18 protein-coding genes are annotated in these 20,925 nt (G+C 65.6%); 10 read left to right on the top strand and 8 right to left on the bottom strand.

The window, feature by feature from the left end; genetic code table 11:
* Positions 1–2 precede the first annotated feature (2 nt).
* Both mct and FYC77_RS02820 read right to left on the bottom strand, forming a co-directional pair.
* A complete protein-coding gene (gene mct, locus FYC77_RS02825; protein WP_149079994.1) occupies positions 3–1,223 on the bottom strand; it encodes a succinyl-CoA:mesaconate CoA-transferase in 1,221 nt (406 codons plus the stop codon).
* Between the two features lie 54 nt (positions 1,224–1,277).
* Positions 1,278–3,077, bottom strand: a complete 1,800-nt coding sequence (locus FYC77_RS02820) for a hypothetical protein (protein WP_149079993.1) — start codon at positions 3,075–3,077, stop codon at positions 1,278–1,280.
* Positions 3,078–3,432: 355 nt separating this feature from the next.
* On the opposite strand from FYC77_RS02820, the gene FYC77_RS02815 reads away from it, so the two are divergent.
* Positions 3,433–4,779: a hypothetical protein gene (locus FYC77_RS02815; protein WP_149079992.1), complete on the top strand. Its 1,347-nt coding sequence runs from the start codon at positions 3,433–3,435 to the stop codon at positions 4,777–4,779.
* 40 nt (positions 4,780–4,819) lie between these two features.
* On the opposite strand, the gene FYC77_RS02810 is transcribed toward FYC77_RS02815, so the two are convergent.
* A complete protein-coding gene (locus FYC77_RS02810) occupies positions 4,820–5,191 on the bottom strand; it encodes a hypothetical protein (protein WP_149079991.1) in 372 nt (123 codons plus the stop codon).
* Between the two features lie 97 nt (positions 5,192–5,288).
* A complete protein-coding gene (locus FYC77_RS02805) occupies positions 5,289–6,881 on the bottom strand; it encodes an alkaline phosphatase family protein (protein ID WP_149079990.1) in 1,593 nt (530 codons plus the stop codon).
* A gap of 329 nt (positions 6,882–7,210) precedes the next feature.
* Here FYC77_RS02805 and FYC77_RS02800 point away from each other — a divergent pair, with 329 nt between their 5' ends.
* The 5 genes from FYC77_RS02800 (at position 7,211) to FYC77_RS02780 (ending at position 11,799) form a co-directional block, all read left to right on the top strand.
* Positions 7,211–8,185, top strand: coding sequence for a polysaccharide deacetylase family protein (locus FYC77_RS02800; RefSeq protein WP_149079989.1), 975 nt, complete (start codon positions 7,211–7,213; stop codon positions 8,183–8,185).
* A gap of 197 nt (positions 8,186–8,382) precedes the next feature.
* A complete protein-coding gene (locus tag FYC77_RS02795; protein ID WP_149079988.1) occupies positions 8,383–9,486 on the top strand; it encodes a Gfo/Idh/MocA family protein in 1,104 nt (367 codons plus the stop codon).
* The gene (locus tag FYC77_RS02790) at positions 9,483–10,457 is read left to right on the top strand and encodes a DUF362 domain-containing protein (RefSeq protein ID WP_149079987.1); all 975 of its coding nucleotides are present in this window, start codon (positions 9,483–9,485) and stop codon (positions 10,455–10,457) included. The genes FYC77_RS02795 and FYC77_RS02790 overlap by 4 nt, the downstream gene beginning before the upstream one ends.
* Positions 10,447–11,409: an NAD-dependent epimerase/dehydratase family protein gene (locus FYC77_RS02785; protein WP_149079986.1), complete on the top strand. Its 963-nt coding sequence runs from the start codon at positions 10,447–10,449 to the stop codon at positions 11,407–11,409. The genes FYC77_RS02790 and FYC77_RS02785 overlap by 11 nt, the downstream gene beginning before the upstream one ends.
* A gap of 87 nt (positions 11,410–11,496) precedes the next feature.
* The gene (locus FYC77_RS02780; protein ID WP_149079985.1) at positions 11,497–11,799 is read left to right on the top strand and encodes a ribbon-helix-helix domain-containing protein; all 303 of its coding nucleotides are present in this window, start codon (positions 11,497–11,499) and stop codon (positions 11,797–11,799) included.
* Positions 11,800–11,858: 59 nt separating this feature from the next.
* Here FYC77_RS02780 and FYC77_RS02775 read toward each other — a convergent pair whose 3' ends face one another.
* Positions 11,859–12,776, bottom strand: a complete 918-nt coding sequence (locus tag FYC77_RS02775) for a glycosyltransferase (protein ID WP_149079984.1) — start codon at positions 12,774–12,776, stop codon at positions 11,859–11,861.
* A gap of 153 nt (positions 12,777–12,929) precedes the next feature.
* Between FYC77_RS02775 and FYC77_RS02770 the strand changes: the two genes are divergently transcribed.
* Positions 12,930–14,060 (top strand): DUF354 domain-containing protein, encoded by a 1,131-nt coding sequence (locus tag FYC77_RS02770; RefSeq protein ID WP_149079983.1) that lies wholly within the window; start codon positions 12,930–12,932, stop codon positions 14,058–14,060.
* Between the two features lie 78 nt (positions 14,061–14,138).
* On the opposite strand, the gene FYC77_RS02765 is transcribed toward FYC77_RS02770, so the two are convergent.
* Positions 14,139–15,281 (bottom strand): NAD(P)/FAD-dependent oxidoreductase, encoded by a 1,143-nt coding sequence (locus FYC77_RS02765; protein WP_149079982.1) that lies wholly within the window; start codon positions 15,279–15,281, stop codon positions 14,139–14,141.
* Between the two features lie 81 nt (positions 15,282–15,362).
* The gene (gene mvaD, locus FYC77_RS02760; protein ID WP_149079981.1) at positions 15,363–16,346 is read right to left on the bottom strand and encodes a phosphomevalonate decarboxylase MvaD; all 984 of its coding nucleotides are present in this window, start codon (positions 16,344–16,346) and stop codon (positions 15,363–15,365) included.
* 201 nt (positions 16,347–16,547) lie between these two features.
* Between mvaD and nth the strand changes: the two genes are divergently transcribed.
* Both nth and FYC77_RS02750 read left to right on the top strand, forming a co-directional pair.
* On the top strand, positions 16,548–17,231 hold the full coding sequence (gene nth, locus FYC77_RS02755) for an endonuclease III (protein WP_149079980.1): 684 nt from the start codon (positions 16,548–16,550) through the stop codon (positions 17,229–17,231).
* A gap of 145 nt (positions 17,232–17,376) precedes the next feature.
* Positions 17,377–17,646: a hypothetical protein gene (locus FYC77_RS02750; protein ID WP_149079979.1), complete on the top strand. Its 270-nt coding sequence runs from the start codon at positions 17,377–17,379 to the stop codon at positions 17,644–17,646.
* Between the two features lie 45 nt (positions 17,647–17,691).
* Here the strand turns inward: FYC77_RS02750 and FYC77_RS02745 are convergent, their stop codons facing one another.
* The gene (locus tag FYC77_RS02745) at positions 17,692–18,459 is read right to left on the bottom strand and encodes an NAD(+)/NADH kinase (protein WP_149079978.1); all 768 of its coding nucleotides are present in this window, start codon (positions 18,457–18,459) and stop codon (positions 17,692–17,694) included.
* Positions 18,460–18,612: 153 nt separating this feature from the next.
* Here FYC77_RS02745 and FYC77_RS02740 point away from each other — a divergent pair, with 153 nt between their 5' ends.
* A complete protein-coding gene (locus tag FYC77_RS02740) occupies positions 18,613–20,814 on the top strand; it encodes an AAA family ATPase (protein WP_149079977.1) in 2,202 nt (733 codons plus the stop codon).
* Positions 20,815–20,925: the final 111 nt, after the last annotated feature.

Below are 20,925 nucleotides of genomic sequence, written 5' to 3'. Positions count from 1 at the left end.
GATCAGTCGTTCTGGGGGTTTCCGTCGGTGACGCCGACGGGACTCGAGTCGGTTTCGTGGCGGCTCGAGTGGATCGCGTCCTCTCTGTCGACGATCTCGCTCCGGTGTTCGTCGAGAAGCGGCGCGCGTTCTCCGGGCGACGGCGGCGTCTTGGCCATCTTGATGGGCGTCCCCGCGATCGTCACCGTCTCCTCGGAGTGGGGAAGTTCGGCCTCGACGAGCATCTCACGCTGGTGGGCGTGTTCGCTGTCGTAGACGTCGGTGATATCCTGGACCGGGCCACACGGAACGGCCCCGTTGAGTTCGGAAAGGACCGATTCGACCGAGAGGGTGGCGACCCAGTCGGCGATCCCCTCCTCCAGTCGATCTCTGTGTGCGAGGCGATCGGACGCCTCGGGATAGTCGACAGCCCACTGCGGACGATCCATCCGCTCACAAAGGTTCCGCCAGTGGCGGTCGGTGAGCGCGGCGATGACGACGTAGCCGTCCTCGGCCTCGAAGGCGTTGTACGGGAACAGCGTCGGGTGTGCGTTCCCACACCGGGTCGGGTTCTCGCCGGTGTAGGAGTGTTGATACACCGCCCGCTCGGCCAGGCTGATCATCGCGTCGTACATCGCCGTATCCACGAACTGGCCGACGCCCGTCCGATCCCGGTAGTGCAACGCGCCGAGGATGTTGACCGCGTGGAGCACGCCCGTGAAAATGTCACCGACGCCGAACCCGACTTTCGTCGGCGGGCCGTCCTCCTGGCCGGTGTGATGCATGATCCCGCCAAGGGCCTGCGCGACCAGGTCGAACGCCGGCTCGTCCTGTCGTGGACTCGAGACCGTTCGCGGATCGCCGAACCCTCGCATCGCGGCGTAGACGAGACGCGGGTTGATCTCGGCGAGTCGCTCGTACTCGAGGCCGAACTTCTCCATCGTCCCCGAGCGGTAGTTCTCGACGACGACGTCGGCCGTCTCGACGAGGGATCGAAACTCCTCGCGGTCGCGTTCGTCGGTGAAGTCGAGTTCGAGACTCCGCTTGCCGCGGTTGATACTCTGGAAGTAGCCGCCGAAGCTGTCGTCGTCTTCGTGAAACGGCGGTGTCTGGCGAACGAAATCGCCACCGGGCGGTTCGACTTTCACCACGTCGGCACCCATATCGGCCAGCAGCATCGTACAGTACGGTCCACCGAGGACCCTCGTCAGATCCAGCACACACACGTCATCGAGGGCAGACATGTATCAACCACGATGGGTGTTCTCGGGCTTTGTTATGCAGACTGTTTTCCCCGCTCACTCGTCGTCGTCCTCGCTAACGACGGCATACATCTCGAACTCGTCGTTCGAAATCACCTTGTCGACGGCCGGATCGGAGCCGAGTCCCTCGAGTGACTGTTCGCTGTAGTGGAGTTCCTGATAGACTTCGATTTCCCGCGTGAGGTCGTACTCGGTGACGATCAGGTAGTAATCGAGACCGTGATACGCACCGGTGTAGTTCCCAGCCGCGAGTTCGTCGGGATCGGCTTCGCCCGTCGCGGCCGTTGCGCCGCTCAGCGTCTCCTCGCCCTCGAGTCCGTGGAGGGCGTGGTCGTACCGGAACGGATCGTAACCGATCGCCGCGTGCGAGTAGCCGTCGGCCCCGTGCTCGAGCCCGGACTCGTAGCCGCTGAACTGCTCGTCAGTGACGTGCTGGCTGGGGTTGTAGATGAGCGGCGAGGCGTAGACGGTCATCAGTCCCAACACGAGGAGTGCAGCGAGACCCACCGACGCGACTGCGTTCGCACCGGGTCTCGTGATCACTCTCGAGAGGCCGCCGATCACGTGTGCGATCCCGATGGCACCGAGGATCGTCAGGAGGACGTAGATGAACCCGACTTGGCGGAAGGCCATCGTCGGCGTTCCGACGAAGTAAACGAGGAAGATCCCACCGAGGGGGATCAGGGCGATCGCGAGGTAGGTGACGAACGACGCCGCCTCGCGGTCGAGTGAGGTCCACCCGAGCCAGGTAACGAGGACGAACAGCGCGGCGACGACACCGACGATCGCCGCATCGAGGAACATCGTGACGAACAGCTCCTGGATACTGCCGCCGATCTCGGTCAGCGAGGCCCCACGCTGGTCGACTTCCGCGCTGGCACCGACGTCAGCTGTGAGGACCCCTTCGGCGAGTCCGACGCCAGCGCTTCTGAACCGCTCGTTCGAGACCGTCCAGACGGCAAACAGCGTCCCCAGGACGATCGTATGCGCGTACGTCGTCGGTTGATCGACCATCGGGTGATCGGAAAATCGCCATCGGGCGAGAAACTGAATGCCCGCGATTGCTCCCACGAGGACGACCACGTTTATCATCTGCTGGGGGTGGACGACAAGGAGAGCGATCCCCGAGAGGTAGATGAGAACGCTGTACGGCGAGATGCCGAACGGAAGGCGCTCGGTCGTCGAGCGTCGCCGGAGGTACGCGACGAGCGCGAAGATGACGACCGGAACCAGAAACAGCGCGTTCGAGTTCGAGTGGATGCCCATGTGGGTCGCGACGTTGTTGATCGGCAACACCATCCAGGAGACGATCGCCGCGACACCCACGGCTGCGGGGGATCCAGTCATCTCTCGGACCGTCAACGGGACGAAAATCAGGAACGGAACGAACAGGACGACGATGGTCAACAGCAACGCGCGTTCGACCGGAATGCCACCGAGGAGGTGTAGAGTGGCTCCGAGCGAGTGAACGCCCGGGTAGATCAGTTCGTGGGGAGACAACAGCCCGTCGACGATATCCCCCGTCCAGCCGAGGTGAGTCAACGCGTCGCCCATCCCCGAGAATCGATAGTTTCTGAGCACGGGAAGACTCACGATCGACGTAACCGTCGTCGCCCCGAGGACGATCCCGAGCGTCTGTGACCGGCCGCGGGCGGCGACCGCCGCAACGACGGACAGGCCGAGTGCGACCGCGAAACAGAGCCACACGGTCGTCGGCGTACCGGTGTAGATCGACGACTCGTACGACGTCGCCGGGTTCGCCCGCGCGAGGACGACTCCCGCAGCGAGTGCGAAGAACCCGAGGGCGAACGTCAGGTTCGACGCCGTCCGATTCACACAAACCCACCCCAGCAACCAACGACGCTCGTATCCGTACGCATCTCTCGAGCGGAGGGTCACTGGACCCGGCGTTTGTTATAGTGACCTTATTCGACGACCCCGGTCCACGCCTGACGACGTCGAATTCGTGACCGACGCCAGTCTCTGTGAGAATCTGCTCGAGCGAACGCGGCGTCTTCGACCGCCGACCGGGAACGCGGTACGAACGTCGTACACCGGTAACGACTCGGTCTCGAATCGACGACGACGGCGTATCCGGTGCTTTCACCTCGCCGTGACGATCAACGATTCTGCCCGTTTTTGTAGCGAGCCGTGATCGTCGGGACCGACGGTCACTGCCGTCTCCACACCAATGTCATCTATCGTCATCGACAGCATCACCGCAACGGGATCGACCCTCGAGTGCGACGTCAGGCCCTCGAAAGACCTCGAGCGCTTCTTCTCGGGGGAGCCGTTCAGGGTAGAGTACGATCGGTCGATCGAGGACGTTCCCGAGGGTATCCTCGCGATTCCGGCCCTCGCGAACGTCTGCCCGCTCGCCTGGGCGAGCGGTGCGGACGTCTACGTCGACGAGGTCGACGGCCGGTTCGCGCACGCCTTAGAGGACGTCAAAGCCTCGTTGCTCTCCATGCACGACTTTCTCGAGGGTGGAACGCTGTACGCACGGGAGACGACCGACGCTGAACCACCGGCAGTCGAGAGTTCCGCCGAACGGGACCACGGTCGATCGACCGACGCGGACAGCGCACTGCTCTTTACCGGCGGCGTCGACTCGACCTGTTCGTACGTCCGCCACCGCGAGGAGTCGCCGACGCTCGTCAGCATCCGCGGCTGGACGATCACGACGGACCGAGCCGACGACGAGAAGTGGAACGACCTCCGGGAACGTGTCTCGACGTTCGCCGACGAGCGCGGCCTCGAGACCGCGTTCCTCGAGTCGAACGTCCTCTCGGCGATCGATCATCCGATGGTACTCGCACACTACAAACGGTTCGTCGACGGCGCGTGGTATAGCTCAGTCGGCCACGGACTCGGGTTGCTCGGTCTCTGTGCACCGATGGCGTACGCACGCGGTATCTCGGAGCTGTACGTCGGGGCGACTCATTGGGAGGGCGTCGACCTCGAGTGGGGCTCCCGACCCGACATCGACGACTACGTCCGCTGGAGCGGGACCCGGTGTCACCACGACGCCTACGGCCTCACCAGACAGGAACGCCTCGACGTGATCGCCGACTACGTCGAGAGCGACGCGCCGACGCTCGACCTCCAGACCTGCAACGTCCGGATGGACGGCAACTGCGGGCGCTGTGAGAAGTGTTATCGGACCGCAGTTGGCCTCCGACTGTCGGGACTCGAGCCGACGGCCCACGGCTACCCGTTCGACGAGACGGAGTACGATCGGATCAGGCGCACGCTCGAGGGTGGCGAGTGGGAACTCGGCGAGGACGAGCGATACATGTGGGCGGACATTCGGGACCGCGTTCGCGAGACGACGCCCGAATCAGCCGCCGAGCGGGCCTTTTTCGAGTGGCTGGTCGACGCCGACCTCGAGGAGCTCGTCTCGGAGGCCGAACCGCCGCTGTCGGATCGACTCTTGCGCGCAGGCGCGAGGAACGTTCCGACTCGACTCTACAACGCGGCGTACCCGGCGGTAAAATCGGCGCGGACCGGACTCGAGCGCGTGCGTTCGGCGCGGTGACATCGCAGGGACACACTGACTGGCTGCCGGAGACGGGTCGCTACTTCTCGTCGGTTTCGTCCCGCACGCCGACCTCGATCGGAGGGCCGTCCTCGTCCTCGTCTCTCCCGCCGCCGACCGGAATCTTGGTCCGTAACTCCGAGGCGAACGACTGGACCTGATCGATCATCGTCTGGACTTCCTCCTCGAACTCCTCGACCGACCGCTCGACGTAGTGTACCCGTTTGGACGGAATGCGACGGACGATATCGTGTCCCTCGTCGTCCTCGTCGGTCTTGATGATCCAGTGGTCCTGGAAGTACGCCACGTGTTCGTTCGGAACCGTCTTCCGGACCGTCCCGTCGTCCGGTTCGTCGTATACGATCGTCGCCTCGCCGATGTCACGCTCGAGTTCGAGGTCGTCGTCGACCATAGGACGAGATAGGAACGCCCGGCGGGTAGCTTCGGTGCTTGCAAAGAGGCAGTCTGCTGTTCGTTGGAGGCGCTGTCAGCGTAGCCGACCGAGAACGTCACTCCATGTAGCCGAGCCCTTTCAGGCGGCTCTCGACGTCGGCGAAATCGTCGTGGACGTCGTCGTCTTCGTCGCGTCTCGAGACGTCGACTCGCTCGACTTTCGTACGGGACGGCTTCGCATCGGTCCGGAACGCATCGAAGAGGACGCGGCCGTCGGCGTTCGCAGGGACCGGTTGGCCGATTCCGTGGAGCAGCGTCGGGGCGACGTCGACGACGCGAGCGCCGCGGAGGGTCGCGCCGGCGTCGATCGTCGGGCCGTGACAGAGGACGATTCCCTGTTTCCGATGGCTCGCGGCGTACGTTCCGGTGTCCCCGAACGGCTCGTCCGTGATCGCGTTTCGTGACTCGTAGCCGTCGACGCCGTTGACGACGAGGTCGGGCGAGTCGTCGTCCGTCGGGAACAGCTCGTCGCCGTCTTCGACGGTGAGAACTCGATTCCCGTCGTCGTCCGTGACCGATTCGAAGATCTCGATGAGCTCGTCTTTGACCGACGGGACGTCGACCGGCGAGACGACGCCGTGCTCGAACCGGTTGGTGTCGTTGATATAACAGTTCCCGGCACCGTGGACGAACGCGCGCGTTCGATCGTAGTCGACGTCGTAGAGGGCGTGATCCCCTGGGATCTGCTCGGCGACCGAGTCGACGAGTCCCCGTGGCAGCGTCGAGACGAGCATCTCCTCGGAGATTCCGACCCGCTCTAAGACGTTCGTGATACGCTCACGCGAGATTCCCAGGCTCGCGAGCGCTCCCCTGGTCCCCTCGTCTTCGCGTCTGCAGAGGTACCCCTCCCGCTCGAGAACGTGATTGACGTAGACGAGTTCGTAAATCGGCCCGAAGCCGTGATCTGAGACGACGTAGAGGTCCGCGTCGTGGCGCTCGGTGTACTCCATCACCTCCCCGAGGAGGTCGTCGAGTTGCCGGTAGTGTTCGAGGAGGCGATCCAGATCCCAGGTAAGATGCTGGAATCGGTCGGGTGCGGTGTAGACGAAGAAAAACAGCTGCCAGTCGTCGTCGGCGCGTTCCATCTGGATGTCCATTACCTCGCGACGGTTCGCGAGCATCTCGTCGACGGCCTCCTCGAAGGCGTCGAGCCGACCGGCGTACTCGGGATAGTCGAGACTGATCCGATAGTCGGGAACGCGCGACTCGATCTCTTCGCCGAGGTCGGGCGGATACGTGAACTCGCGCTCGGTCGAGGGTGTCATCATCCCGGAGACCATCGTTCCGTCGAGTTCGCGAACGGGGTAGGTCATCGGAACGTTCCCGACGTGGGCCGGCGAGAGCAGGTCCCAGAGCGTCGGCTGTTTCAGATCCCGACTCGTATACATCTCGTGGCTATACTCAGCGGAGAGGTTCTGGAAGCCGTAGATACCGTGTTTGTCGGCCCAGACGCCGGTCGCGATCGACGGCCACGCGAGCGGCGTCGTCGGCGGACTGGTGCTTACGAGCGGACCGGATGCCCCTTCCTCACGCAGTCGCTCGAAGTTGGGGAGTTCGCCCCTGTCTGTCCACTGTTCGAGAAGGTTCCACGGGACGCCGTCGAGCCCGAGCACGAACGCTCGCTCGGATCTCGGAGTAGATGCACTCATGATTGTCTGAGAACGCCTGCTGTGGGGGAGGTGGCCGGATATCCGCTTTGTTATAGAGAGTGTTCACGCCGCTGGCGAACCCTGACCATCCCTGTTCGGTCCGCTTACCGTCGGATGCACCGACTGTTCGCGAATTCTGGTACTCGCTTGCGACGATACGATACTCCGGGTGACTCGAGGCGAAAGCCGGAACGGAAGGACCACGGAGGCGGGGGTTCGTCCCGGTCGACGGACGGCCACGAAACGAGATCGCGTCGGAAAAAGCGAGCAATAACAAAACCGTCCGGTCGGTTGCGCTACGGATATGACTGTACGCCGTGGTGGGTCCGATGGGTAGCGTCGTCATCTCGCTCGATGCCGAACTCGGCTGGGGGTTTCACGACCTCGAGTCCCTGCCGGGCCGTCGCGTCGAAGCCGGCCGTCGCGGCTGGTCGACGATGCTCGAACTGTTCGAGACGTACGAGATTCCCGCGACCTGGGCGGTGGTCGGCCACCTCATGCTCGAGTCGTGTGACGGGAGACACGCTGACCATCCCGCACCGGACGAGTGGTTCGAGCGGGAACGAACGACGTGGCGCGACCGCGAGGACCTCAGATTCTGTCCCGACCTCGTCACCGACCTCCTCGAGTCCGACGTCGACCACGAGTTCGCCAGCCACTCGTTTTCGCACGTCCTCTTCGATCGGCCGGAGACGGACGCCGAGATCGCCGCGGCCGAACTCGAGCGAAGCGTCGAGATCGCCGCCGACTGGGGGCTCTCGATCGACTCGTTCGTCTATCCGCGAAACGGCGTCGGCCACCGGGACGTGCTGGCGGAGTACGGCGTACGTGCGTATCGTGGCCGGTCGCCAACCGGCGACGGCGTGTGGGGATTGCTCGATTCGACGATCCGCGACCGGTCCATGCTGGTCGCGCCGACGATCGACGAGTACGGGCTGGTCGACGTTCCGGCGTCGTTGTTCCTGTTCGGGTTCGAGGGGCCAGCACGCACCGTTGCAGAGTCGATCTGGCGGGATCCGATGGTCGTCCAGGTGCGCCGCGGTATCGACGAGGCTGTCCGACGAGACGGGGTCTTCCACATGTGGCTTCATCCGAACAACCTCGTCGGCAAACAAGACGACCGGCGGATGCGGGCGATCCTCGAGTATCTCGATCGCCGGCGGTCAGAAACTGATCTCCGCGTCGAGACGATGAACCGTGTCGCCCAGCGCACCGTCGACGGCAACGCCACGACTGCGAGCGACGCCAACGGCGGCGTGATCTCGGTCTCCCAGCCGGCACCGGCGAGTCGATCGAACGATTGATTTCGGCTCGATCCGCTCGCCCAGTGTATTTTCGTCTTACCGTCTCCGAGACCGACTGTCAGCGCTGTTGATCGGTCCGGTCGTCGATCCGAACCACAGCCGATTCCGACGGCAGGTCGCTGTACGATCACGAATCCGACGACGACAGCGCTGTACGGCGATGATAACAAAGCCCGACGCCACCCCGTCTCCGACAGATGAATACGGCACTTCTCTCGCGGTTGACGGAGTCAGATTCACTCGCTGTGGGCGTACTCGGGGCTGGAAACATCGGCACTGTCCATCTGAAATCGGCGCTGGTCATGCCCGGCGTGGACGTCCGTGCGGTCGCGGACGCCCGATCGGAGAACCGAGCCCGGGCGAAACGCGCCGGCGTCTCGCGGACGTACGACGATTACGCCACGCTCCTCGAGTCGGAGGATCTCGACGCCGCGGTCGTCGCGCTGCCCCCGTTTCTCCACGCGGACGCCGTCGAGCAGGCCGCCGCAGCCGGCATCGACGTCTTCGTCGAGAAACCCTTGGCCCGCTCGAGCGCGGAAGCCGACCGGATGCTCGAGGCGGCGACGGACGCGGGGATCGCCGTGGGCGTCGACCACACGCTTCGCTACCAGCCCGACGTAGTTGGAGTCAAGGAGGCCTACGAGGACGGTCGCGTCGGTCACGTGCCGTACGCGTCGATCACGCGGCTCAACGACGGCGCCCTCGGTCGACCGCCGGCGACGGACTCACCGCCGGAGTGGCCGCTCGACGCCGACGCGGCCGGGGGCGGCTCGTTGCTCGAACTCGGAATTCACTGTTTCGACGTCCTCGAGTGGCTGTTCGGCGACCTCGAGGTCGAGAGCGCGGCGATCGGCGAGACGCTCGAGTTGCCGGTCGAAGACGCCGCGACGGTACTGCTCCGGGCGCCGGAGACCGAGACGACGATCACGCTTCACTGTGGTTCCTACCAGTGGGAACAGCTCCCCGAGGTCAACACGCGGCTCCGTCTCGAGGGCGTGACGGGGACGATCGCCAACGAGGAGTACCTCCCGGAGAACTTCTATGCGAGTGCCGCCAAATCCGCGATCGGAAACGTCGCCGGTCGGGTGACCGGAGACGACCCGGACGTCTTCGGCCCGACGTTCTACCTCCGGGCACACTACGATGCCCTGGCTGCGTTTTTCGACGCCATCCGGAACGACGAACGGCCGCCCGTCGATGGCCGCGACGGCAAGCGGACGCTCGAGCTCGCCGAAGCCGCCTACGAGTGTGCCAAACCGACCGGATCGAACGATCTCGAGGCGACGGAGGTGACGCTATGAGTGCTGACCACGGCGGGAGCCACGGTCACGTTCGCGTGGCCGCCGTCGACGCCGGCGACCGAACCGGTGGCTGGCTCCCCGACGTCGACGCGCGGATGGCGACGTTCGAGTCGTCACTTTCGGCGATCCTCGAGCCGTCGATCACTGTGATCGAGAACGCCGATCGAATCGCCGTCGTTCCCGACGTCCACTACCCCTTTCACCCGTCGACCGGGATGGTGACCGATCCGGCGCTCGTCGGGGCGCTCGTCTCCCACATCGAGCGTCGGGGCGACGCCGAGATCGACGTCGTCGGCGCCGGAACCGGAATCGACGCCGACCGAACCGCCGCCTACCTCGGCTACCCGGCGGTTCTCGAACGCTTCGAAGCGACGTTTTCGGGGATCGACGACGAGACGAGCCGGACCAGAGTCGTTCGATCCGTCGACGATCGGTCGGTTCCGTTCGCGGTGCCGACCGACCTCCTCGAGCGCACCGTGGTCGTCGTCCCGACGCTCAGGCCGACCGAGTCGGGGGCGGTTGCCGGCGGCATGCGGACGCTCGCAGCGCTCGGCGATGAGACGGACGATCCGGACGCGACGGCAGTCGCGGCCGCCGACATCGTCGATCCCGCGCTCTCGATTCTCGACGCGACGACGGCCTACGGCGGGACGCCACACGCGGCGAACGCGATCTTCGCCGGTCCGACGGCGCCAACCGACGCCGTCGCCGCTTCGCTTCTCGGCCGGTCGATCGACGAGGAGCCCGCACTCTCACTCGCGCTCGAGGACGGGGCGAGAATCGACGTCGAACGCGTCGGGCCGGAGGCGCGAACGCTTGACGTCGAGGCGATCGGCGATCGGCTCTCCGGCGGCGAGTTACCGCCGGACGGAGACATGCATCCGGTAGTGACCGCAGCCTACCGACTGTACGCCGCGGCCGGGCGCGATGCCGTCCCACCGCAACTCGAGGGGAAAGGGGATGCCGACTGACGTCGCGGCGGTCACCGGCGCGACGGGGTTTCTCGGGGGCCACCTGTGTGAGCGACTGCTCGAGGAGGGGTGGGACGTTCGGGGACTCAGCCGCCCGACCTCCGATCGAAACGGGCTGGAGGGCGTCGACTGGTACGTCGGAGACGTGTTCGAAGACGAGACCCTCCGGGCGCTCGTCGACGGGGTCGACGCCGTCTTCCACCTCGCCGGCGTCGGGCTCTGGAGTGCCGGCCCGGAGACCGTCGAACGGGTCAACCGCGACGGGACGGCGACGCTGCTGTCGGCCTGTCGCGATTCGGACGTCGGCCGGCTTGTCTTCACCAGCACCGCGGGCACCCGCCGGACCACGAAACGCTTCGCCGACGAGACGGACTTCGCCGAACCGATCGGTGCCTACCAGTCCTCGAAAGCCGCGGCCGAACGACTGGTCGACCGGTACGCCGAGGACGACGGCGATGCGGTGACGGTTCACCCCACTTCGATCTTCGGCCCCGGCGACGACTCCTTTACCCCACAGTTGCTCGCGATGGGCCTCGAGCCGACGATGCCCGCCTACCTCCCGGGCGGACTGAGCGTCGTCGGCGTCTCGGACGTCGTCGACGGCCTACTTTCGGCCTACGCCGCCGGCACGCGCGGCGACCACTACATCCTCGGCGGCGAGAACCTCACCTACGACCGGGCGGCCGAACGGATCGCCGACCACGCGGGTGGCTCCCCCGCACGCGTTCCCGTTCCGTCGACGGCGATCCACGCCGCCGGCCCAGTCGCCGAGGTCGTCGACGCCGTCGCCGACAGGCGAGTGTTTCCCTTCGACCGGCGGATGGCCCGTCTCGCGACCAGCGAACTATTCTACAGCTCGCAGAAAGCCCACGAGGAACTGGGCTACGAGTACGAACCGCTCGAGGCGCACCTGCCGGAGACGGTGGCGTGGTACCGGTCGACGAACGGGTGAACTGCCCCGGGACCATGTCGAGAGACGATCGATCGTTCCATCGAGGATGTCCGCATCTTTATTTGGCTGTACTACTATAGTATTACAATGAAGTACGCCAACGTTAGCGTCAAATTCCCTACAGAGCTCGACCGGGAACTCGAGCAGTTTCTCGAAGAGACAGGCGTCTACACGAACAAGAGCGAGTTCATCAAGGAGTCCGTCCGTCGCCACCTGATCGAACTAAACGACGAGCCAGCTATCGCCGCACTTCGCGTCGAACAGCTACTCGCTCGCGCCGAACAGGAGCCGGTGAGCGACGACGAGCTACACGCCCGCCTCGACGACCTTCGCCAGCGTGTCGACGAAGAGGGGGTTTCGGATTCGGTCGAAACCGCTCGTAGCGAATAGTTTGCCAGAACTCACTCTCGAGCACGTCGACTGACGGTTTTTCGAGGCACCCTCCTGATTTAGACGACTCGTTCGTACACCTCGAGCATCCGCGTCGCCGTGTTGTCGAGGCTCACCTCGCGGGCCGCCTCGCGACCGTTCGATCGCTCGCCGCGCTCGAGGATCTCCCGAAGCCCGTCGACCAGGTCCTCGTCGTCGTCGCTCACGCAGGAGGGGGAGACTCCCTCGAGGCGCGTCCGAACGTCGCCGACGTCGGTTGCAACGACCGGGAGGTTACAGGCGAGAGCCTCCTTCACCGAGTTCGGCGATCCCTCGCTATCGGAGGTCATCAACAGCGCGTCGGCGGCGTTCATGTAGTCCGGGATGGTCTCGTGATCGACGTCGTAGACCGTCCGGAGCCTGACCGGGCGGTCGACCAGTCCGTTGACCGCGTTGACGATCCGACGGGCGCGGGGGTAGTTCTTCACCGTCCGCTTTGGCGTGTACGGAAACAGTACCTGGTACTCGTCGCCGGCCCAGCCGACCGCCTCGCGTGCGTCCCGCCTGGGACCGGGATGGAACTTCTCGAGGTCGACGCCGTCCGGGACGACCGTACACTCCCGTCCGAGGTACTCCCGCATCTCCTCGGACATGACGACCACCTCGTCACAGATCGGGACGCAGGCGCGGCTGATCGGCTCGATCGGGCCGTAGAGGTCCGATCCCCACAGCGAGAGCACGACCGGCTTGCGACACTGTGCGAGGCCCATCGGTGCCGTCAGCCCGTAGTGGGCGTGGATCAGATCGTAGCCGTTCGTCGACTCGCGGAGGACCGACGGGAAGAATCGGAGGTAGTCGGTCGGCCCCCTCGAGTGGCCCGCGCGGCCGTCGCCGGAGACCGAAAGCGTCGAAAACGAGACGCCGCGGCGCTCTAGGAGTCGCATCTGCTCGTTCATGAACGGCGCGTCGTCGTTCGTCGTCAGCGCGAGCACGTGCATCCGGGTCGAGGAGTGAAACCGCCCGACGACGCTTCGTTATCCGCCCCTTTTTCCGACACGTCTCGTCGCACCGAATGGTCCGCCAGCGCCGCCGACCCACGTTCGTTTGTACGTGTACGATTACAAAGCACGCGCGGCGGGAATCCACCCTCGATGCGGATTCTCGTCTTCGCTAACACGCCCGCGCACGTTCACCTCTATCGCCACGCGGCTGATCGCCTCGAGGACGCCGGCCACGACGTCCTCGTCCTGACCAGGGAGTACGCCTGTACGACCGACCTACTCGAGTTCTTCGGGATGCCGTTCCGGCGTTACGGGAGACACGAGACTACGGCGCCGACGAAGCCACAGCTGGCGCGCGAACTCGGCGAGCAAGCCGCCCGGATCGTCGGCGAGAGCCTTCGATTCCGACCAGACGTTGTCTTCGGGCGGGGTCCCTACGCCGCCCTCGCCGGGACGGTGACCCGGACGCCGACCGTGTTGGTGCTCGACGACGAACCGGGCGATTTCAACCACACCGTCTCCAGGCCCTTCGCCGACTGCATCATCTCGCCGGCGGTGACTCGCCGCGACCTCGGCGACGACCACTACACCTTCGACGGCTTCAAGGAGTGTGCGTATCTCCACCCCGACGTCTTCGAACCGGACGGCGCCGTCCGGGAGTACCTCGGGATCGGTCCCGACGAGCCGTACGCGTTGGTTCGATTCAACGGCCTCGACGCGCTCCACGACGCCGGACTCGAGGGCTTTACGCGCGAGCAACGTCGCGACCTGCTCGAGCGCTTGAGCGAGCGCGCGACCGTCTTCGTCTCGGACGAGGGCGGCGAGATGACCCTCCGTGATCTCCCCGCTCGCGAGTACGACCTTCACCCGGCGTTGATCCACGACGCCATGGCCGAGGCGTCGTTACTGGTGGCCGACACCGGGACGATGGTCAACGAGGCCGCCTTACTGGGGACGCCCGCGCTCCGATATCGGGGAACCGACGACCACGAGTACGGCGAGTTCCGCGAACTCGAGCGCGTCGGTCTCGCCGAACAGTTCGACGAGTACGAGGCGATCCGCGATCGCTCGCTCGAGTTGGTGGCCGACGAGACTGCATCCGACCGCTGGGCGACGCGACGACGCGAGTACGTCGGCGATCTGGTGAACCTGACCGACCTGCTCGTCGACGTCGCACAAGCCGGCGGCTCGCTCGAGCGCGTGACGCCGTCGACGCGACGAGCGCTACAGTCGACGTCGCCGGTTGGGGGGACGAACGCGCGGTCGTCGTCGTCCGACTGACGGCCACCGAATTCGACGACTTCGACGGACCGTCGCCACGACTGCTACCGGTGACGCGGATCGAGTTCATCGCGACCGTTACCGGTGTCGCGGATCGAGTTCGTCTCGAGCGCGACCGAGCGCCGTCCTCCTCGCGCCGACCGCGGAGAGGTAGCCGACGCCGACGGTCGATTTGAGCGCCTTCGCCCCACGGCCCGTGAGTACCGCGGGGCCGACCTGTGCGACGGCATCGTCACCGACGCTGACGAGCCAGCCCGGCGAGTGAAAGCTGAACGACTCCATTCGGGGCTCGACGCCGTCGCTCTCGCCACGGGCCGCCTCGACGACCCGCGTTACGTTGGTCGCGGCCGTTCGAGCCTGCCGGACAGCCGCCTGCGCACTCGCCGGGACCGTCTCGCCGTCGGCGTCGACGACGGTTGCGGCGTCACCCAGCGCGAACGTCCGGTCGTCGAGCCGGAGGTCGTCTCCGACCGTCGGACGCTCTCCCTCGAACGCGTCCGACCCTCGAATACCGCCGGTCCAGACGAACTGGTCGAACGGAATCGTCTCACCGCTCTCGAGGTGAACGGCCCGTTCGTCCGCCGATGCGACGGTCGCGTCGGTCCGAATCTCGACACCGGCGTCCCCGAGGGCCTTTTCGACGGCCCGCTGGAAGTTCGCCGGGAACGACGGCGCGACGGACGGAAACTGCTCGACGATCGTGATCGTCGCCTCGGCGCGGCGTTCGCGAGCGAGCGCCGCGAGTTCGCCGGCGACCTGGACCCCCGAGAGCCCCGCGCCCCCGACGACGATCCGCGGGTGATCCTCGCCGAGGACCTCGAGCGCTCGGTTGCGGATCCGAAACGCGTCCGAGAGTCGCGTGAGCGGCGTCGCGTGCTCGCGGACCCCTTCGAGGCCGTAGAACGCGGTTTTCGCGCCGAGACAGATCGCCGCGACGTCGTACTCGAGGATGCCTCCCGAGAGCGACACGGTTCGGTCGTCCCGATCGATCGCCTCGACCCGGCCGACCCGGACGGCCGCGCGCTCGAGAACGTCGGGGAGGGACACTGTGATCTCCTCGGCGAGTTCGGGTCGACGGACGACCCGGTGAAGTTCGTGTTGAACGAGGTGATCCGGCGACCGATCGACGAGCGTAAGCGCGACGTCTTCGGGGAGCTCACGCTCGAGCGAGCGGGTGAGGGTGAGCCCCGCGTACCCCGCGCCGAGAACGACGACGTGCATACGACCAGGTACGGACTCGAGATGTATAGCGATTGATGTACTCGAGCGGCGTCCGGAGCGGTTGCGCTGGGTCAACAGCGTCTAGAACAGGTGGTCGTCCTCCTCGAGCAGACGGGCGGGTCCGCCGACGTCCCAGGTGGTCGTCGAGACGCCGCAGTCGGCGATCTCCTCCTCGACGAACTCGGCGTGTTCCTCGGTGGTGTTGACGTAGACGCTCGCGCCGGTGTCGGTCGAGAAGTAGACAGGAATGTCCTCTTCCTCGCGGAGTTCGCGAACGCGGTTGAAGATCGCGAGGGTGGCCGGCTGCCAGTAGACCCACCCCGAAGGGCCGGTCATCGTCGTCGCGGCCAGCGACAGCGAATCCTGTTCGGCGAGTTCGAACGCGCGGTCGAACTCGTCGTTGCGGAGCGCGTCGCGCATCTCGACGATCTGGTCCTGGACGTGTGCCCGACGAGCGTCGAACATGTGGCTGTCCGTCGCCTCCGCGTGGGCGTCCTCGGTCTCCTTGTGGTAGGGAACGAGACCGACGACGATCTTTAAGTTCTCGTGAAGGTCCGTCGGAATGCGCCGGGAGTGACAGTCATCGTCGTTCAATCCGGCGTCGAGTTGGGAGAACGCGCCCGTGACCGCTCGAGCGGCCGAGGCAGAGCCGACGCGGGCGATCGTCGAAATCTCGGGGAGCGAGAGATCGAGTTCGGCCGCCTCCGCGAGCGCCACCGCGGCGGCCGCGAATCCGGATGACGACGATCCGAGTCCGACGTTCGAGGGGAAGCTATTCTCGCTCTCGAGGCGGACGGGGTAGACCGTGTGGGCGGCGTCGGACATCGATCGAGCCTTCTCGACGACGGCCTCGACCCGCTCGAACGCACGCCCCTCGAGTTCCTCGCCGTCGACGACGTAGGTATCCTCGTCGTAGTCCATCGAGAACTCGACGGTCGTCCGGGTGTGACTCGGCGCCGTACAGAGACTGATGCTGTCGTGGTAGGGGAGGCGCTCGATGTCGTCGCGCATCCCGTGGTACTTCACCAACCCCTGGATCGGGTGGGCCATCGCGGTTGCTTTCATACCCACACACGTGAGTGAAGGCCGCTTAAATGTCACGGCATTCCGACCGACCGTTCTCGACCGACGGTTACCGTCGAAATCGCCGCTCGAGCGATGGCCATCCGCGACACGCAAAGAAGCCGACTGCAGGGAGTCGAGAGCCGACAACGTGGGCGATCCGGAACCCGAACGCTGAAACGAGGCCGCTCCTACCACACCCTCATGGGAACCCCACACGAGACGCGGTCAGAACAGGCCGAGGCGGTCGTCGACCGGCTCGAGGAAGCCTACCCCGACTCGACGATCTCGCTTCGCTACTCGGATCGCCTCGAGTTGCTGATTGCGGTGATCCTCTCGGCGCAGTGTACGGACGAGCGAGTCAACCAGGAGACCGAACAGCTCTTCGAGACGTACGACGGACCGGAAGCGTACGCGAACGCCCCGCAGGCGGAACTCGCGGAGGCGCTGAACTCGATCACATACTACAACAACAAGGCGAAGTACATCCGCAGCGCCTGCGAGACGATCGTCGAGGAGTACGACGGCGAGGTTCCAGATACGATGGACGAACTCACCGACCTCTCGGGTGTCGGCCGGAAGACGGCGAACGTCGTCCTCCAGCACGGCCACGACGTCGTGGAAGGAATCGTCGTCGATACGCACGTCCAGCGACTCTCGCGGCGGCTGGGACTCACCGACGAGGAGTACCCCGAACCGATCGAACAGGAGCTGATGGAGATCGTTCCGGAGGGGTACTGGCAGCAGTTCACCCACCTCTGTATCGATCACGGTCGGGCGACCTGTACGGCGCGAAATCCCGACTGTGCCGACTGCGTTCTCGCGGACATCTGCCCCTCCGAGAAAGGCGACTCCGAGGTCGACCTCGCGGCGGACGAACCCTGGTAACGGCGAGGATCGACGGGCAGACAAGCCGCTGACTACAGGCCACGATCGGACCTGCGACGGACCCACGACGGCTCCACGCTCGAGGCCGACCGTCGCAAGCCCAACGCCTTTTCCGCAACTCCCGATACCCTCAGTCGGGATCACTATGTCCGACAACACCGACACCAACTCCGACGAGCGAACCAAGACGGGCACGGACGAGCACGGACGCGACGTCCAACTCGCCCGCGAGAAGAGCGATCCGGAGGAGGACGAAGGCGAAGGGCTCTCCGAGGCCGAAAAGGAAGCACGAGAGCGCCAGGACGAGCAACAGCGTCGCCAGGACATCGAACACAAATCGACACAGCGCGAGGCCGATGCCCTCGAGAACGCGAACCCCGACCACCACCGAGACGAGGAACCGTACAACAGTTAATCGCGTGTCGAATGCGATCCGACAATTCGTTTTCGCCGCCCGCGATCAGCCTCGCTCGTCTGCTGACTCCGGAACGACGACGGTCGAGAGCGTTCCGTCCGCGGTGATCGAGACTCGTTCACCCGCCGAGATCCGTTCGACCGTGCGGTCGTCGACACAGAGGACGATCGGAGGTTGATCCCGTTCGACCGACAGCGCCACCCCGTCGTTCGGAAGGACCCATCGACACGTCTGCGTGACAAACGGTGCGATCGGAACGACGACGACGCCCTCGACTGCCGTGGAGAGCAGTGGGCCGTCGATCGTCTCGGCGTAGCCGTGACTCCCCGCAGGCGTTGCGGCGACGACGCCATCGGCACGAAACTGGGCGACCGACTCCTCGCGGCTCGAGACGCCGTACTCCGAGATCTGTGCCGGCTCGGCGGTGACGAGCGCGACGTCGAACAGCGCACGTTCGCTGTTTCCGCTCGGAGTCTCGACGACGAGTACTGGATTCGTCCGGAGGTGCCCGTCGCCGCGGAAGACCGATTCGAGTGCGCCCACGACGTCGTCGGGATCGACGGCGGCGATACCGGGGACGTCGCCGACCGGCAATACCGGAACATCGGGCCTTGCGTCGGCGGCCGCGGCGACTGCCGAGTCACCGACGGCGACGATCGTCGAGGGATCGGCCTCGAGAACGTCTGCGGGCGGGCCGGAGACGACGTTCGCTTCAGCGGCCTCGAGATCGCTCGGCTCGAGGTCGTCCTCGGAATCGCTTTCGACGAACCCGACCGGGGACGTGGGATCCGGTCGCCACGCGTCACCGTCCATTGGGTACTCGTTGCCAGGGATCGGACAAAAGGGTGCGGATTCGATGTGCGGAGTCAACCCGGCGGTGAGCCGCCAGCGAGTCGAGGCGGTAGCTGATCCGACGCCAGTCTGTGGAGGGTAATTCTCAAGGCGACTGGCCGGAAAGAACCTGGTATGAGTGGGTCGGATTCAGACGGCGTTTCGCTGTCGGTTCGCGCCGCCGAAAAGCGGGATGCGGGACGCGGTGTCGCCCGAATTCCCGAGATCGCACGGAGACAGCTCGGCGTGCTGAGCGGCGACACCGTCGTCATCGAGGGCGAGTCGACGACCGTCGCGAAGCTCTGGCCCGCGGACTCCGCCGTCCCCGAGAACGTCGTCCAGATCGACGCGGACACCCGCGCGAACGCCGGCGTCCACGTCGGCGATACGGTCACCGTCCGCACGAAGGACAAATCGACCATCCGGGAGGCCGAACGCGTCACCCTCGCCGCCCCGCCGACGCTCTCCGAGGAAGCGCTCACCGCGCGCGAGGCGACGAAGAAGCTGCGCAACCGGCCGGTCAGCGTCGGCGAACAGATCCGACTCGAGGGCGTCGGTCAGGAGCCGTTTCGCGTCGTCGACACCGACCCCGACGGCGACGTTCGGATCACCAGCGCGACGACGGTTCGCGTCGTCGATCGGAGCGGCGAGCCGGCCGACGACCTCGTCACGAGCGCTCGAGGCGGTGATTCAAGCGATTCCTCGACGTCTCGCAGTTCGTCGGCGTCCAGAGACGGGTTCGAATCCGAGCCGAGTTCCGGCGTGACGTACGAGGATATCGGTGGCTTAGACGAGGAACTCGAACTCGTCCGGGAGATGATCGAACTGCCGCTGTCCGAGCCCGAACTGTTCCAGCGGCTGGGCGTCGAACCGCCATCGGGCGTCCTGTTGTACGGCCCGCCGGGCACCGGGAAGACGCTGATCGCCCGCGCGGTCGCCAACGAGGTCGACGCGAACTTCGTGACGATCTCGGGCCCGGAGATCATGTCGAAGTACAAAGGCGAGAGCGAGGAGCGCCTGCGGGAAGTCTTCGAGGCCGCCGAGGCGAACGCGCCGACGATCATCTTCTTCGACGAGATCGACTCCATCGCCGGCGAGCGCGACGACGACGGGGATGCCGAGAACCGGATCGTCGGTCAACTGCTGACACTGATGGACGGGCTCGACGCCCGCGAGGAGGTGATCGTCATCGGGGCAACCAACCGCGTCGACTCGCTCGATCAGGCCCTGCGCCGTGGCGGCCGCTTCGACCGCGAGATCCAGATCGGCGTCCCCGACGCGGAGGGCCGCAGGGAGATCCTCGAGGTCCACACCCGCGGCATGCCGCTGTCCGACGCCGTCAGCGTCGACGCGATCGCTCGTCGAACACATGGCTTCGTCGGTGCAGATCTCGACGCCGTCGCGAGCGAGGCCGCGATGGCCGCCATTCGGGATCGACCGACCGACGCCGACGAGCGGGCGTCGTGGAACCGCGATCCCGTCGTGACGAAACGTCACTTCGACGAGGCGCTGGCGTCGGTCGAACCCTCCGCGATGCGCGAGTACGTCGCCGAGTCACCGAACACCGACTTTTCGGACGTCGGCGGCCTCGAGGACGCCAAACAGGTCCTCCGAGAATCCGTCGAGTGGCCGCTTACGTACGACAGACTGTTCGAGGAGACGAACACTGACCCGCCCTCGGGCGTCCTGTTGTACGGCCCACCGGGAACCGGGAAGACGCTGCTCGCGCGGGCGCTTGCCGGCGAGACCGACGTCAACTTCGTCCGGGTCGACGGCCCCGAGATCGTCGACCGGTACGTCGGTGAGTCCGAAAAGGCGATCCGTGAGGTGTTCGAACGGGCTCGGCAGGCCGCGCCATCGATCGTCTTCTTCGACGAGATCGACGCGATCACGGCGGCTCGCGGCGAGAGCCACGAGGTAACCGAACGCGTCGTTTCCCAACTTCTGACCGAACTCGACGGCATGCGCGAGAATCCGAATCTCGTCGTCCTCGCGGCGAGCAACCGCAAGGATCAGATCGATCCCGCCCTGCTTCGGCCCGGACGGCTCGATACGCACGTGCTGGTCGGCGAGCCCGACCAGGAGGCCCGCGAGAAGATCCTCGAGGTCCACACCCGCGGCAAACCACTGAGCGACGACGTTGATATCGACGGCCTCGCGGCTGAACTCGAGGGGTATACCGGCGCTGACCTCGAGGCGCTCGTCCGCGACGCCTCGATGAAGGCGATCCGCGAGGTCGCAAGCGAGTACGATCCCGAGGAGGCCAACGCGAAGGCGGACGAAGTCGTCGTCGAGCGCCGACACCTCGAGGCGGCCCGCGAGCACGTCGATGGATAGCGGGTTCCCGGTGTGGTGTGAGTCCGCCCTTCCGATTTAGATTTCGCCACTATCAGGAGATGCGGATTGGCCCCCTACGCTCTTTCGTCCCAGGAGGCACTCGTTCTCTTG

Origin of the sequence: Natrialba swarupiae (assembly GCF_008245225.1) — an archaeon.
Taxonomy (GTDB): Archaea; Halobacteriota; Halobacteria; order Halobacteriales; family Natrialbaceae; genus Natrarchaeobius; species Natrarchaeobius swarupiae.
Note: the sequence above shows the minus strand (reverse complement) of the source record. Positions and strands in the feature narration are given on the sequence as shown.